Here is a 13,792-nt window from a genome sequence, read left to right as displayed (position 1 = left end):
GGAACATGGCCGGGCAGCACCTCCGATTCCACGGTCTCTTCCAGAAATACTTCATCGTGCTGTTTCTGGCCGTGGTTATCCCGCTCGCAACCAATGGCGTCAGTGAGGCCTGGTTCGGCTATCGAGATCAACGGACGAGACTCGAGCAGCTTCTAGGCGTCGAGGCAAGGTCCGCGGGAGCCAAGATCCAGGGCTTCGTCGACGGCATCACCGATCAGCTGGGCTGGCTGGTTCAACTCCCCTGGACCGGAGAACCAGACGAAAGGCGGCGCATAGATGCCCTGCGCCTGCTGCGACAGGTGCCGGCTATCGTCAGCCTCACCCTGATTGACGGCAATGGTCGCGAACGTCTGTATGTCTCGCGCATAGGCCTGAACCGGAATGAAAGCCGGGTGGACCGCTCCGCTGATGTGGCGGCCGCAGGAGCCCGCTCGGCCGGGCTCTGGTACAGCAAGGTGAGCTACTATCGAGATTCCGAGCCCTACATGACGATTGCGATGGCCGGCAACCGACCCTCCGTTGGCCTAGTTGTCGCCGAGGTGAACCTGAAGCTGATCTGGGACGTGATCGCGGCCATCAGGATCGGACAGACGGGCCACGCCTTCGTGCTCGATGAGTTGGGACGGCTCGTCGCTCATCCGGACATAAGCCTTGTGCTGCGGGGTGCCGATGAAAGTACGCTCGCGCCTTTTCGGGAGATCCGGGAGGCCGTCAGGCGCGCTGGTACGGATCTGGGGACGAGTCGGAGCGCAGGGGGCATCGCCGTTGCGGCCGCCGCTGCACCCGTAACCGGCCCCGATTGGACCGTTGTGGTCGAGCAGCCTCTCTCCGAAGCCTTCCGGTCGATTTATGCGGCTCTTTGGAGGACAGGCGGGCTCCTTCTCGCCGGTGCTGCCTTCGCAGGCCTGCTAGCCTATGTTCTGGCCGGCCGGATGACCAAGCCGATCCACCTGCTTGAGAAAGGTACCGAACGCGTCGGTGCCGGACAGTTCGGCCACCGGATCGACATCAGGACAGGAGACGAACTGCAGCGGCTGGCCGAAAGCTTCAACGCAATGGCAGCCGGACTCGAAGTGTCACAGGAACGCCAGGAGCGTATTGCCAAACTCAAGCGGTTTCTGGCGCCTCAGGTGGCGGAACTGGTCGACCGCACAGGCGACGACGACGTGCTCGAAGGCCGCCGCGCCGAGGTTGTGACTGTGTTCTGCGATTTGAGGGGCTTCACGGCCTTTTCGGCAAAAGCGACTCCCGAAGAGGTGATGCGCGTCCTGTCGGAGTACTATGATGGTCTGGGTCGTATCATCACCAGGTACGCGGCCACACTCACGAGCTTTTCGGGCGATGGCCTGATGCTGCTGATCAACGCCCCTGTATCTGTCGCCGAGCCGGCGCTGCGGGCCGTCGATCTCGCGGTGGAGATGCAGGTGAGCGTGCAGAAGCTCATCATCGGCTGGCAGGAGCGAGGCAACCGGATCGGGTTTGGGGTGGGACTCGCCATGGGACCAGCCACGGTCGGGCGGATTGGGTACGAGAGCCGATTCGACTACACCGCCATCGGTAGCGTCGTAAACCTCGCCGCCCGTTTGTGCGCCTCGGCCTCGGATCGCGAGATCCTCGCGGATGCAACCGTCGCGGAAGCGGTCAAGGACAAGCGCCAAGTGCACCCGATCGGCATGCGCCTGATAAAGGGATATGACGAAGAGTTCCTGGTGTACCGCGTGGTCTTTGCCGAACGGCCTGAAGTTTCTTGATCGCCTCTCCTCGAGGATTGCTCAAGCGGGTTTCATGACACGGCTGTTGCGGCTATGATGGCGCCAAGTTGTCAGATGCCCCTGAACACACAGAATGACCGGATGACAGCAGCTGGAACGAAGTCAAATCTCGCGTATGTTCCTGGCCTTCACGCCTGGATACCAGTGCGATGAGACGGCGGGACGCCCTCGCATGGCTCGGTAGCGCAGCGGCATGGGCTCTCCCGGCGCGCGCGCAAAGTCCGGCAATGCCCATCATCGGTTATCTCGCGCCGGAGTCGCCCGGACCGTTCGACAGTCGGCTCAAGGCGTTCCGGCAAGGCCTTGCCGATGCCGGCTATGTCGAGGGCCGCAATGTAGCGGTCGAATACCGGTGGGCGGAGGGCCGGTACGACCGGCTGCCTGCGCTAGCGGCCGATCTCGCCAGCCGCCAAGTTGCAGTCCTCGTCGCCTCCGGCGGCGCACCGGCTGCGCTCGCTGCGAAATCGGCGACAAAGACGATCACCATCGTCTTCGAGATGGGCGGCGATCCCGTCGCGCTCGGCGTGGTCGACAGCCTGTCGCGGCCGGGAGGCAACCTCACCGGCGTGTCGAGTTTGAGCGTGGAAGTCTCACGCAAGCGGCTGGAATTCATGCATGACTTGCGTCCGGCTGCGTCGTCCTTCGCCGTTGCCGTCAATCCAACCAGCCCAACCTCGGGATCGCAGGTGCGGAACCTTCAGACGGCAGCCGAGGCTCTCGGGATTAGGCTTCATGTCATGAATGCCAGCACCGCAGGCGAGTTCGAAGCGATGTTCTTGGCCGCCACCCGGGAACAGGCAGGAGGGCTCGTCTTCACCTCGGATCCTTACTTCGCTTTCCGCAGTACCCAGCTTGCCGATCTGTGCTTTCGCTATTCCATGCCTGCGGTCACGCAGTCCCGCGACTTTCCCACGGCAGGAGGGCTGATGAGCTATGGCGGCGACTTCGCGCAATCCCATCGCCGTGCCGGCAGCTATGCCGCGCAGGTCCTGAATGGCGAAAAACCGTCCGATCTGCCGGTGCAGCTCGTCACGAAGGTCGAGTTGGCGATCAATCTGAAAACCGCGGCGGCCCTCAGCATCGCCATCCCGCCCTCACTGATCAGCGGTGCCGATACGGTCATCGAATGATGGCCTTGTTCCACTACCGAATAATGCTTTGGGAGTGACCTAGCGCGTTACGATGCAACTTGGCCTCATGGTAGACATCACGGATATCGCCGGAGATCCCCGCCTTTTCCTCTTCGAGCCGTCGTTGACATACCCCAGGGGTTTTTGCCAGTCGTGGAGACAGGCGTGGCCGGTCCTCAGAACCTGACCCGCAATAGCTTCCGGGGATCAAGAAGTTCTTACTCATGCGGCCTTCTCGGCGTGGACGCCGATCATCAGAGCGTGATGGAATTGCAGCCTTGATCAGGCCATTGTGAACTTCGCCGGTCACGGTGACCACGCCTGGGACCTCAACGGCAGGACCCTGGGCTCGCTCGTCAAGCAAGCAGAATCCCACGGTGCACCTGCCCGCGGACCAGAACGTTGGATGGCTCGCTGCGTGCCGCATTCGAGCACTGGTACCCCGGCATGATGAACGACAATAGCTGGGATCAGAGTCGAGCAACCGCCAAACTGCCCCACAATTCCTCATGCTCTCGAGAGCAACTTGCGGTCAGTCATGGCGCCTCGCTCGCATGTGCTGCCTCGAGGGGCGGCGATCGCCGCAAATCCAAGAACGCCTCGGCTGAATGAACCAGGCGGGGTTCTCAGCCGAGGCGTGTGTGACGCCGGTTGCAACGCCACTGGATGAATTTGATCTCTGTTGAGTAAAGATCTCGTTTCCGTGGCATCCTTCGGGCGGCTTTTTGCCTGAAGTAAGTTTCCTAGCCACATTGAAGAGGAGGGCGCTCATCAATGCTTAGCGCGGGGATCAACAGTCCTTCGCTCACTCACAAGTCAATTGTTGCTCAAGGGGACAGGCCAACACCGTAGGGTTCAGCAAGGTCCCAGAACCAACTCTCATCAAGAGTGGTGTCCCGGCGCGCTTCTTCGATGGCCAATGGTTCATGATCATAGAGTGCGTAGCAAAGAGCCTCGTCGTCATGACGGGCGTAATAGGCGATCCCACCCGGCTGGATGAGGTGGCTGCGAAGAGCCGCTCACCAGGCTTGCGGAATGTCATACGGGAGACCGCCATGCACGACCTCCGCTGTTGCTCCCAATCGGGCCAGACCAGGTCCCCCAAACTTGATCAGCACGAATGTGCGGGTCACACGCAGTCGCACATAGGCCTTTCTTGCAAGCAAATCTGAGGGAATGAGAGTGCGTCCTGGCTCTCGGAGAAAGGTCTCAGCAAAAGCGCCACGGGCGGCCTCGGCCGTGTAGAGGACGCCATACGACCCATCAGGCGCATTGAGGCGACCTTGGCGGCTGCGATCGAAATGGATCGGATCGTATGATGCCATGAAGAACCGGTGGAGGATCTCGCCAGCCTCAAGGGTGATGAGGACCGGATCCCGCGAAGCAGGATCCGGTGGCGGCAATGGTGCCGTCACGAGCCTTGCTGACCCATGCACCGGGCCGCGTCGACAACCAGATCGATCTCGCCAGCTCTGAGGAGATCAATCGGTTTGCGTCCGTTCAGGCACGGATCGGGACGAACAAGAAAGTTCAGCACAGCCCAAGGGTTTTCTGTCGGGAGGGCATCCTGCACGGCCTTCAGACCGGGGACGACAGTACCATCAGAGGTGAACTGCACCGTTGGGTATGCACGGCGGTTGCTTGGGCCGGGGACAGCCAGCAAGCTGCCCTCTCGGACCTTTCGATCCACCATCTGCCGTGAGATGCCGTTCATTAGAACCCGGACTTGATCCAGATCGTAGGCTCCACCGGATTCCTTCAGGTCGCCCTGCGCAATCTGCACACCTTTCAGGAGGGCTTTGGCGCGCGAGCTAGGCTTAAAGGCTGACGCGTCAATGGCGCTCTTCCTTTCAGCTGGAACGGGCTTTACCCGTCTCCAGATGTTACCGCGGCCTTTGGCCTTGATCACGAGACCAGGAAGGCGCTGAAATATTTCGGACCCAAGCCGCCGCAGTTCCTTTTCAACGACAGCGTTAGAGGGAATGAGAGCGACCGATACACCCTCGGGAAGGTTCTTCATCTCAGTGATAGCCCGCGCGGGATCGCCCACCACCTTGTAGGGATGGACTTGAGACTGAGGTGCAGCCTTAGAGTATCGCCGGATCTGTGGGCGACCTTTCCTCTGAGAATTGCGGATGTGGGCCATGGGCGCCTCCTGCCTTATAAGGTGGGCAATCCAACCAGTTATGTCAACTTGGTAAACTTTAGAAACTACGGAACAGTTCGGTCGTGGCTCTCATTGCATCTCATAAGCTGGTCGAGGAGGGCCTTATCTTACGGCTTGCGCGACGCGTCTCTATAGAAACAATGTCTCCATATAACATTTCGTATGACATAGATTTTGACAAGAAGTTTGTGACCGCTGCTGTGGCGGGATCCATGCATAGGAGGGTCCCACGCGGGAATCGGCGCCAGAGCGTCAAGGCTGCGGTGGCCTCACCCTGGGCGCATGGTGCAGGATCTGCGTCCTAATCTAGCTGTCAACCAAATGCTTGACCTCACTGATAGACACGGCAGGATGATGGGGCGAAAGCGCACCTGACGGGACTTGAGGAACATTCAATGGCAACTGGGACTGTGAAGTGGTATAACGACACTAAAGGCTATGGCTTCATTCAGCCGGACAACGGCGGTAAGGATGTATTCGTCCATGCCACAGCGGTTGAACGGGCTGGCATGCGTGGCTTGGCTGAAGGTCAGAAAATCTCCTACGAGGTAGAAGCCGACCGCCGTACAGGCAAAGAGTCTGCAACCAATCTGCAAAAGGCTTGATTGAGCCTGTCATCGCGTCAGCTGAGTGCTGCCTCTTCAAGCCGCTCCTAACAGGGCGGCTTATTGTTTGGATTAGCCTCCCTATCAGGTGCCGCCAGCGCCATGGCCTCAGATTCAGCTCCCTTAGCTTGACGAGTTGCGGGCGCTCGAGCGGAAGGCTTAGTTGGCAGCCTTGATCCGTTCCAGCCCTTCTGAGCTCAGCGGGTCGACTCTCAGGATCGGGTGCCCTCCTGAGGAGTGCCGCTGGGAGAATACAAGACGGACATAGCCGCCATCCTGAAGAGGCAGGAAGAAGATCCCGTCGGACTCGCCCTTCAGGAAGCAGCGCAGACCGATATAGAAGCTTTCCTCATACCCTTTGATGGCCCGACGAATGGCCGGGTGGATCACGAGGGTCGTCTTCCTGCTCTCACAAACCTCTTCAACGCTTTCGAAACTCAACACGGCTGAACCTCGCTGCCAAGGCGGCCCGCTGGCCGCTGCCTTGGGACAACGCCGTGCATGGGGGTGCTGTTCGCCCCAAGCTCAGCTTATCCACTAAGAGATGAGCTTGCCTGACCAGGAGCATTGGGGTATTAACTCGCGTTAGCACTCCAATGCGTCGAGTGCTAACAGTGCTGCTCGGCGCAGACGAGTGCCTCCCATTCCATTTCGAGGAGGCTCACCCATGAAGTTCCGTCCGTTGCACGACCGTGTTGTCGTCCGCCGCATCGAAGCCGAAGAGAAGACGGCCGGCGGCATCATCATCCCGGACACCGCCAAGGAGAAGCCGCAAGAGGGCGAGATCGTCGCCGTCGGCCCCGGCGCCCGTGACGAGAGCGGCAAGGTTGTTGCCCTCGACGTGAAGGCCGGCGACCGCGTCCTGTTCGGCAAGTGGTCCGGCACCGAAGTGCGTATCGACGGTCAGGATCTCCTGATCATGAAGGAATCCGACATCATGGGCGTGATTGAGAAGACAGCCGAAGCCCAGAAGGCTGCTTAAAACAGCTCAGACCAAACAGGTAAGAACCACAGGAGGTTAGCTCATGGCTGCCAAAGACGTAAAATTCTCTTCGGACGCTCGTGATCGCATGCTGCGCGGTGTCGACATCCTCGCCAATGCTGTGAAGGTTACCCTCGGTCCCAAGGGCCGCAATGTGGTGCTGGAAAAGAGCTTTGGTGCTCCGCGCATCACCAAGGACGGCGTGACTGTCGCCAAGGAGATCGAGCTCTCCGACAAGTTCGAGAACATGGGCGCCCAGATGGTGCGCGAGGTCGCCTCGAAGGCCAGCGATGTGGCCGGTGACGGCACCACCACGGCCACCGTTCTCGCCCAGGCCATCGTCCGCGAGGGCGCCAAGGCTGTGGCTGCCGGCATGAACCCCATGGACCTCAAGCGCGGTATTGATCTGGCTGTGGCAGAGGCCGTGAAGGACATCCAGTCCCGTGCCAAGAAGGTCGCCTCATCTGAGGAGATCGCCCAGGTTGGCACCATCTCGGCCAACGGGGATGCCTCCATCGGTGAGATGATCGCCCAGGCGATGCAGAAGGTCGGCAACGAGGGTGTCATCACCGTCGAGGAGGCCAAGACCGCTGAGACCGAGCTCGATGTTGTCGAAGGCATGCAGTTCGACCGCGGCTACCTGTCTCCCTACTTCATCACCAACGCCGAGAAGATGATCGCTGAACTGGATGATCCCTACATCCTCATCCACGAGAAGAAGCTCTCCTCTTTGCAGTCGCTGCTGCCGATCCTCGAGGCGGTTGTGCAGACCAGCAAGCCCCTGCTGATTGTGGCAGAGGACATCGAAGGCGAGGCTCTGGCCACTCTGGTGGTCAACAAGCTGCGTGGCGGCCTCAAGATCGCCGCCGTCAAGGCTCCGGGCTTCGGCGATCGCCGCAAGGCCATGCTCGAGGACATCGCGATCCTGACCGCTGGTCAGACGATCTCCGAAGACCTCGGCATCAAGCTCGAGAATGTCACCCTCGACATGCTCGGCCGCGCCAAGCGCGTTCGCATCGATAAGGAGAGCACCACGATCATCGACGGTGCCGGCCAGAAGGCTGACATCGAGGCTCGCGTTTCGCAAATTAAGGCGCAGATCGAGGAGACCACCTCGGACTACGACCGTGAGAAGCTCCAGGAGCGTCTCGCCAAGCTCGCAGGCGGCGTCGCGGTGATCCGCGTCGGCGGCTCGACCGAGATCGAGGTCAAGGAGAAGAAGGACCGAGTCGACGACGCGATGCATGCCACCCGCGCTGCGGTGGAAGAAGGCATCGTCCCCGGCGGCGGCACGGCTCTGCTGCGCGCCAAGGGTGCGGTTGCGAAGCTCACGACCGACAACCCGGACGTCCAGGCCGGTATCAAGATCGTGCTGCGCGCCCTTGAGGCTCCGATCCGTCAGATCGCTGAGAACGCCGGTGTCGAAGGATCGACGGTGGTTGGTAAGATCAACGACAACACCTCGTCGGATACCTTCGGCTTTAACGCTCAGACTGAGCAATTCGAGGACATGCTGCAGGCCGGTATCGTCGATCCGGCGAAGGTGGTCCGCACCGCTCTTCAGAATGCTGCGTCGGTCGCCGGTCTGCTTGTCACCACCGAAGCCATGGTGGCCGACGCTCCGAAGAAGGAATCCGCTCCAGCCATGCCAGGTGGTGGCATGGGCGGCGGCATGGGTGGCATGGACTTCTAAGTCCTGCCCTCCATCATCCCAATGGAACCGCCCCGGAGAAATCCGGGGCTTTTTCTTTGGTTTCAACGTGAGACGTCACTTTCCAGGAAAGTATGACGCTAAGCGTTTGTAAACAGGTTGGAGCAGACCATGTGCCCTGCGTTTCATAGTCATATTATCTTGCAGATACTCCCATGAAGAATGCTCGACGCTTCCTTGTGTCTCCGTGCATCGCTCGCCTCATTGTGAGAGAGCGGGGAGTCGACCGTCAGATCGTCGAGGGGCATCTCTCGTCCCAGCCTGGCAAGGATCAGGTTATTCGGTTTGAGGCGGATTAAGCGCACTTCGTCCTGTCAGGGCAGGATCCATCAGGCAACGTGTTGGAAAAGCTAACTCCCCTCCCCCGCGAACATGCCGAGGCGCTGTTTGGTCTCTGCATCGGGCAGATTTCCTACGACCGCCTCCATCTACCTCTGCAAAGCGGGCTGAACCACCAGATCCAGCTTGATCGTGTTGTCTATCCCAGCAGCCTTGACCTCATCACCGTCGAGTTTGACGACGTGCAGCAGGCAGAAAGCTTCGAGGTCCCGACTTGGTTTGGACCCGAAGTGACCTCTGAATTTACTCATGATTGGCGCTACATCGCTCTGAATGGTTTGCAGCCGAGCCTCGAGGTGCCGCTCCCAAGCTAGCAGGTTGAGGCGGTGCTCGACATGTTGGAGCAATCCCAGTCAGCCACTCAAGCAAGCAAGGTGTCTGCGGCTGAGGACCTCATCGTTGCTCTCAGCCGCTCATTTGAGACATCAGGTCTCTTGAAGGCAACGAAGGAGGCAGCCACCCTTGCACAGACAGAGCCACCTGCTGGAGTGATTCATGAGGCGATGAAGAGGTCAGCTCAGTAACACGAAGCTGGACCGAGCAAACCGGTGAGTGTTGACATGCTTAGGATGTCATCTGCGAGGTTGTTCAGCTCCCACCAACCAGTGTTTCAACATGATCAAGAACAGCGGCGCTTCGGGTGTAGGTCCGTTGTTGCTCCCTTGCCGTAGGTGTGGAGGAAGGAGCCGCTCGAAGCTGCGGCGCACAGTCCCGTAGCACTCGCAGAAGGCCCCCTCCAGACCGGCGCGATCCGTCACCGTGATCACGCCCCGGCCCTGGCGAATGAAGCCAGCCTCCTGAAGCGCTCGCGTGATGCTGCTGACGGTGGAGCGCTGCACGCCCAGCATGTTGGCCAGGAACTCACGGGTTAGGGGCACAGTGTCCCGGTTCAGCCGGTCGTGCATGCTGAGGATCCAACGGCAGCCGCGGGCCCCGACGCTGTGGACTGCGTTGCAGGCCACGTTCTGCAGGACGCGGGCCATCATGGCTTCAGAGAAGTGCAGCATCAGCTGTTGGACCTTTGGACGTTGGCTGATCACGGCGTGCAGCCGCTCCAGCTCGATCCGGGAGGCGATCCCCGCCGCCTGCACGATATAGCGCCCGAACAACTGCCAGGTGACGATGGTGCCGACAAGACCAACAGCCCCCTCGCAGCCATAGACCGCCATCTCGGTGGAGCGACCATCGCCCAGGGCGGCAACGAGTGTGACTACGGTGTCATGAGGAAAGTAGGCGTGCCGCAGAGGGTCACCCGCCTCGTGGAGCACCTCATTGTGCCGCAGGCGCACAGTTTGCAGGTGCGGCTCCAGAGCCGCGAGATCAGCAGGCTCGAGTGCCGCCAGGAGCCGATTGGCCCGGTGGTGAGCCCCCCTGATCTCCGCCAATCGTGAAGATATCCGGTTTCATGCCGTAAGCTAAACCGGAAAGGAACCCCGTGGATACCAGGGAAATGCATGATGAAACCGGTGCAGTGGTCGGAGCGGCTCAAGGCAGCCGGAGTGCCAGCGGATCCAGCCCTGGCAGATCAGCCACTGACCGTGCTCAGGGATAGATCATGAACCCTGTTGGAGTCGATGCATCTCCATCGGATGACTGTCGTCAGTTGAGTTTCCCCGGGTCTGGCATTAGGTGAGGCCATGCACCTGCAAAGTGTGTGCAACCGAAAGGATCGACTGTGTTCGAGAAGAAAGACAGCTACACCCCTGCTGAAGCCAAGCGGGCTTATAACCAGCTGGATCAACTTATTGCCGCAAAGGCTATGAGTTCGCGACAGGCCGGTGCACATCGCAGGCATATCAGCAGCCGTGTTCGCGTCACATTGAAGCCCTCCTATACGGCGCAGGCGGCACACCGCGCCAAGTCTGAGATTGTGAAGCTCACGGAAGCAGGCACTCTTACCATCAAGGCAGCAGCGGCCTATCGGGCGCATATCACCAAGCGTACTCAGACAGCATGACGGGCAATCCACCACGCCGGAGTACGACGGTCGCTTTGTTCTGCCTTGCCTCAACGTTTGCAGCGCAACCGCATAAAGCCTCTTGATCGGTTTCATCGTGAAGCATCCCTCGCCCGATGTGCCGGTGACCGGAACACCTGATGATCTGAAGCGAAGCTCGTTGAAACAGAAGCTCCCGGGAGACACTGGTTCTCCCGGGAGCACGGTGTGGAGACGAGATGGGGCCGGCAGGCGACACCGACTGCTAGAGGCTGAGACAATGCTCGTTCGCGTGTGCCAGTCCGGTCGGCTGCCAGTGCCTCACTCCTCGTCCGCTCCACCCGTTCCGATGAGGATGTCGCGCTTGCCCGCATGGTTGGCGGGTCCGACGATGCCCTCCTTCTCCATCCTCTCCATGAGCGAGGCCGCCCGGTTGTAGCCGATCTGCAGGCGACGCTGGATGTACGAGGTTGAGGCCTTCTTATGCCGCAGCACGATCGAGACCGCCTGGTCGAACAGCTCGCCCGACCCTAGCCCCATTTCGCATTCGTCAGAGACCGGGGTCTCCTCCGGCTCCATTTCCTCGTCGTCAGCCGTGACCGCATCCACATAGACGGGCTTGGCCTGCCGCTTGAGGTGAGCAACGACCCGCTCGACTTCCATGTCTGAGACAAAGGGGCCGTGCACGCGAGCGATGCGGCCGCCTCCTTGCATGAACAGCATGTCGCCCTGGCCCAAGAGCTGCTCAGCGCCCATCTCGCCAAGAATGGTGCGGCTGTCGATCTTGGACGTGACCTGGAACGAGATCCGGGTGGGGAAGTTCGCCTTGATCGTGCCGGTGATCACGTCCACGGACGGCCGCTGCGTGGCCAGGATCACGTGAATGCCCGCCGCTCTGGCCATCTGGGCCAGGCGCTGGATGGCGCCCTCGATCTCCTTGCCGGCCACCATCATCAGGTCGGCCATCTCGTCGACGATCACCACGATGTAGGGCAGCGACGCGAGGTCTATGACCTCTTCGGTATACGTCAGTTCCCCTGTGGTTCTGTCGAAGCCGGTCTGAACCGTTCTGGTGATGACCTCACCGTTTGCTCTCGCCTCACTCACACGGGCGTTGAAGCCGTCGATGTTGCGCACGCCGAGCTTCGCCATCTTCTTGTAGCGGTCCTCCATCTCGCGCACCGCCCAGCGCAAGGCAATGATCGCCTTTTTGGGGTCGGTCACGACAGGCGTAAGCAGGTGCGGGATGCCGTCATAGACGGACAGCTCCAGCATCTTCGGGTCGACCATGATCAGCCGGCATTCTTCCGGTGTGAAGCGGTAGACCAGCGACAGGATCATGGTGTTGATCGCCACCGACTTGCCCGAGCCGGTGGTGCCGGCGACCAGAAGATGCGGCATGCGGGCGAGATCCGCGATGACGGCTTCGCCGCCGATGGTCTTGCCGAGGCAGAGGGGAAGTTTGTGTTTCGAGACCTCGAAATCGTCTGAGGCAAGCAGTTCGCGCAGGTACACCGTTTCGCGCGTCTCGTTCGGCAACTCGATGCCGATGGCATTGCGGCCTGGGATCACCGCCACGCGCGCTGAGATGGCACTCATCGAGCGCGCAATATCCTCTGAGAGCGCAATAACGCGAGATGACTTGATGCCGGGGGCAGGCTCGAATTCGTACAGCGTGACCACCGGGCCTGGATGGACATGGATGACCTCGCCCTTCACGCCGAAGTCGCGAATGACCTTCTCCAACCGCCCCGCCGTCTCCTCCAGGATGTCCTCGGTCAGCTCCGGCCCTTCGCGTTCCGGCGCTTCGGCCAGGAATGCGATGTCCGGCTTCTGGTAAGACCAGTCCCCTGGCGCCTGTGGGCAGGAGATCGGATGCCCCCAGGTCGACGGAGCGATCTTGGGAAGATCCAAGACCGGGCCGAACTCCTGAAGCGGTTGCATCAGGGCAACCTCCCCCTGGCCCGGCTCTGTCATAGCGCCGGGCACCGACACCTCCTCAGTATGCTCCCGAACCGAGTCGGCTGCCTCATTGGGCACCAGGGCAGGACCAGAGACGACCACCGGTTCAGGCTGGGGCTGCAGGGCAACCTTCCCCGTCTGCGGTTTCTTGCTCGCCGCCGGCAGAAGATCCTCGTAGAGAGTGAGGTATCCGAGATCAACTTCCTCAATCGGATCCGACGCGCTGGCACCTGGAACCGCAGGAGCCACTTCTCCTACCGCAACGGCGATCCCCGTCTCGACGGCCGTTTCCTGGGGGTGCTCGGATGGCAGCGCCGCTTCAATAGCGGCGTCATACTCCGCTTCGGAAGCTCCATCCGGATCCGCTTGGCCGTCGTTGGTGACCTCGGCGACCACACCCGTGATCTCCAGTATCTGCCCATCGGTAGGGGCTGCGGACAGGGCGTCCAGATTGCCCGCTGAACCGACGCCAGCCAGTCCGTATGACAGTCCCTGCCACGAGAACGAAACGGCTCCTGACGTCAAGCTGAAGGGAGTGGCGGCCAGCTCCGGTTGGGTCGCCGGGTGGTGTTCTTGGTGGGGCGCCTCATCCACGGCAGGAGCGTGCTGTGGCAACGGAAGCCGTGTTGCCGTTTCGATCGTCCGGCGCGCAGAACCGGCCGTCTCTCCGCAGACAGCGGCAGCCAGGGCAGCTTCCCTGTCGGCAAGGGATGCCAGCCGTTCAGATACCGGATCCTCGGAGGCCAACGCCAACTGCAATTCCGCGATTTGGCTTCTGATAGCCGGCTCGGAAGCCCCAACAATCTCCTCGTCGATGACAGAGCGGATGTGCTCACCAAGGGAGTTGACAGCAGGAGTTGGGTGCCTCGGCTCCATAGACGGGAGTTCCCCATGGCCGTTGCGGGCTCGAATGACCTTATCCGGCGTGCGCGTGGCCTTCACCCCCTCGGCAAGAACAAAGGCCTGTCGCCACGGCGGCTCGTCGCCGTCCTGGGTCGGGTGGGCTTCGGCGTTCCTTCGATCCTGACGCAACCGCACGATGTTTGTGACCTCACGGGCATTGTCCTCTCCGGGAAGGGCGGGCGGGGCGAAGGGTGGTTTACGGGTCGAATGCATGATCTCTTGCGCAACTGGTTGGTTATCGGCCAAGCTGATTCCGGCAGTGTCGTGACTCTGAGAGCAAACCGT

At 60.8% G+C, this 13,792-nt stretch carries 13 protein-coding genes; 7 read left to right on the top strand and 6 right to left on the bottom strand.

The window, feature by feature from the left end; all coding sequences use genetic code 11:
* Window positions 1-5 precede the first annotated feature (5 nt).
* Window positions 6-1,751 carry an adenylate/guanylate cyclase domain-containing protein gene (locus IC232_RS20855; protein WP_190846878.1) on the top strand — a complete coding sequence of 582 codons (1,746 nt, stop codon included), beginning with the start codon at window positions 6-8 and terminating at the stop codon, window positions 1,749-1,751.
* A gap of 170 nt (window positions 1,752-1,921) precedes the next feature.
* Window positions 1,922-2,902: an ABC transporter substrate-binding protein gene (locus IC232_RS20850; RefSeq protein WP_190846877.1), complete on the top strand. Its 981-nt coding sequence runs from the start codon at window positions 1,922-1,924 to the stop codon at window positions 2,900-2,902.
* A 13-nt stretch (window positions 2,903-2,915) separates the two neighbouring features.
* On the opposite strand, the gene IC232_RS33330 is transcribed toward IC232_RS20850, so the two are convergent.
* From IC232_RS33330 to IC232_RS20835, 3 genes are all read right to left on the bottom strand, one after another.
* Complete coding sequence (locus tag IC232_RS33330) at window positions 2,916-3,128, bottom strand: GapR family DNA-binding domain-containing protein (protein ID WP_190846900.1); 213 nt, start codon at window positions 3,126-3,128, stop codon at window positions 2,916-2,918.
* Window positions 3,129-3,921: 793 nt separating this feature from the next.
* Window positions 3,922-4,317, bottom strand: coding sequence for an RES domain-containing protein (locus tag IC232_RS32500; protein WP_312895208.1), 396 nt, complete (start codon window positions 4,315-4,317; stop codon window positions 3,922-3,924).
* Window positions 4,314-5,048: a hypothetical protein gene (locus tag IC232_RS20835; protein WP_190846876.1), complete on the bottom strand. Its 735-nt coding sequence runs from the start codon at window positions 5,046-5,048 to the stop codon at window positions 4,314-4,316. The genes IC232_RS32500 and IC232_RS20835 overlap by 4 nt, the downstream gene beginning before the upstream one ends.
* Window positions 5,049-5,464: 416 nt before the next feature.
* On the opposite strand from IC232_RS20835, the gene IC232_RS20830 reads away from it, so the two are divergent.
* Entirely contained in the window at window positions 5,465-5,674 is a 210-nt protein-coding gene (locus IC232_RS20830; protein ID WP_190846875.1) for a cold-shock protein, read from the top strand.
* A gap of 159 nt (window positions 5,675-5,833) precedes the next feature.
* Here the strand turns inward: IC232_RS20830 and IC232_RS20825 are convergent, their stop codons facing one another.
* Window positions 5,834-6,118, bottom strand: coding sequence for a hypothetical protein (locus IC232_RS20825; RefSeq protein ID WP_190846874.1), 285 nt, complete (start codon window positions 6,116-6,118; stop codon window positions 5,834-5,836).
* 223 nt (window positions 6,119-6,341) lie between these two features.
* Here IC232_RS20825 and groES point away from each other — a divergent pair, with 223 nt between their 5' ends.
* The 3 genes from groES (at window position 6,342) to IC232_RS20810 (ending at window position 9,020) form a co-directional block, all read left to right on the top strand.
* Window positions 6,342-6,656: a co-chaperone GroES gene (gene groES, locus IC232_RS20820; RefSeq protein WP_190846873.1), complete on the top strand. Its 315-nt coding sequence runs from the start codon at window positions 6,342-6,344 to the stop codon at window positions 6,654-6,656.
* Window positions 6,657-6,699: 43 nt separating this feature from the next.
* A complete protein-coding gene (gene groL, locus IC232_RS20815; protein WP_190846872.1) occupies window positions 6,700-8,349 on the top strand; it encodes a chaperonin GroEL in 1,650 nt (549 codons plus the stop codon).
* Between the two features lie 359 nt (window positions 8,350-8,708).
* Window positions 8,709-9,020 carry a hypothetical protein gene (locus IC232_RS20810; RefSeq protein WP_190846871.1) on the top strand — a complete coding sequence of 104 codons (312 nt, stop codon included), beginning with the start codon at window positions 8,709-8,711 and terminating at the stop codon, window positions 9,018-9,020.
* A gap of 258 nt (window positions 9,021-9,278) precedes the next feature.
* Here IC232_RS20810 and IC232_RS20805 read toward each other — a convergent pair whose 3' ends face one another.
* A complete protein-coding gene (locus IC232_RS20805; RefSeq protein ID WP_190846870.1) occupies window positions 9,279-10,091 on the bottom strand; it encodes a Crp/Fnr family transcriptional regulator in 813 nt (270 codons plus the stop codon).
* Between the two features lie 290 nt (window positions 10,092-10,381).
* Between IC232_RS20805 and IC232_RS20800 the strand changes: the two genes are divergently transcribed.
* The gene (locus IC232_RS20800; protein ID WP_190846869.1) at window positions 10,382-10,663 is read left to right on the top strand and encodes a hypothetical protein; all 282 of its coding nucleotides are present in this window, start codon (window positions 10,382-10,384) and stop codon (window positions 10,661-10,663) included.
* 300 nt (window positions 10,664-10,963) lie between these two features.
* On the opposite strand, the gene IC232_RS20795 is transcribed toward IC232_RS20800, so the two are convergent.
* Complete coding sequence (locus IC232_RS20795) at window positions 10,964-13,720, bottom strand: DNA translocase FtsK (RefSeq protein WP_190846868.1); 2,757 nt, start codon at window positions 13,718-13,720, stop codon at window positions 10,964-10,966.
* Between the last annotated feature and the right edge of the window lie 72 nt (window positions 13,721-13,792).

This window comes from Microvirga sp. (assembly GCF_014699075.1).
Lineage (GTDB): Bacteria > Pseudomonadota > Alphaproteobacteria > Rhizobiales > Beijerinckiaceae > Microvirga.
Note: the sequence above shows the minus strand (reverse complement) of the source record. Positions and strands in the feature narration are given on the sequence as shown.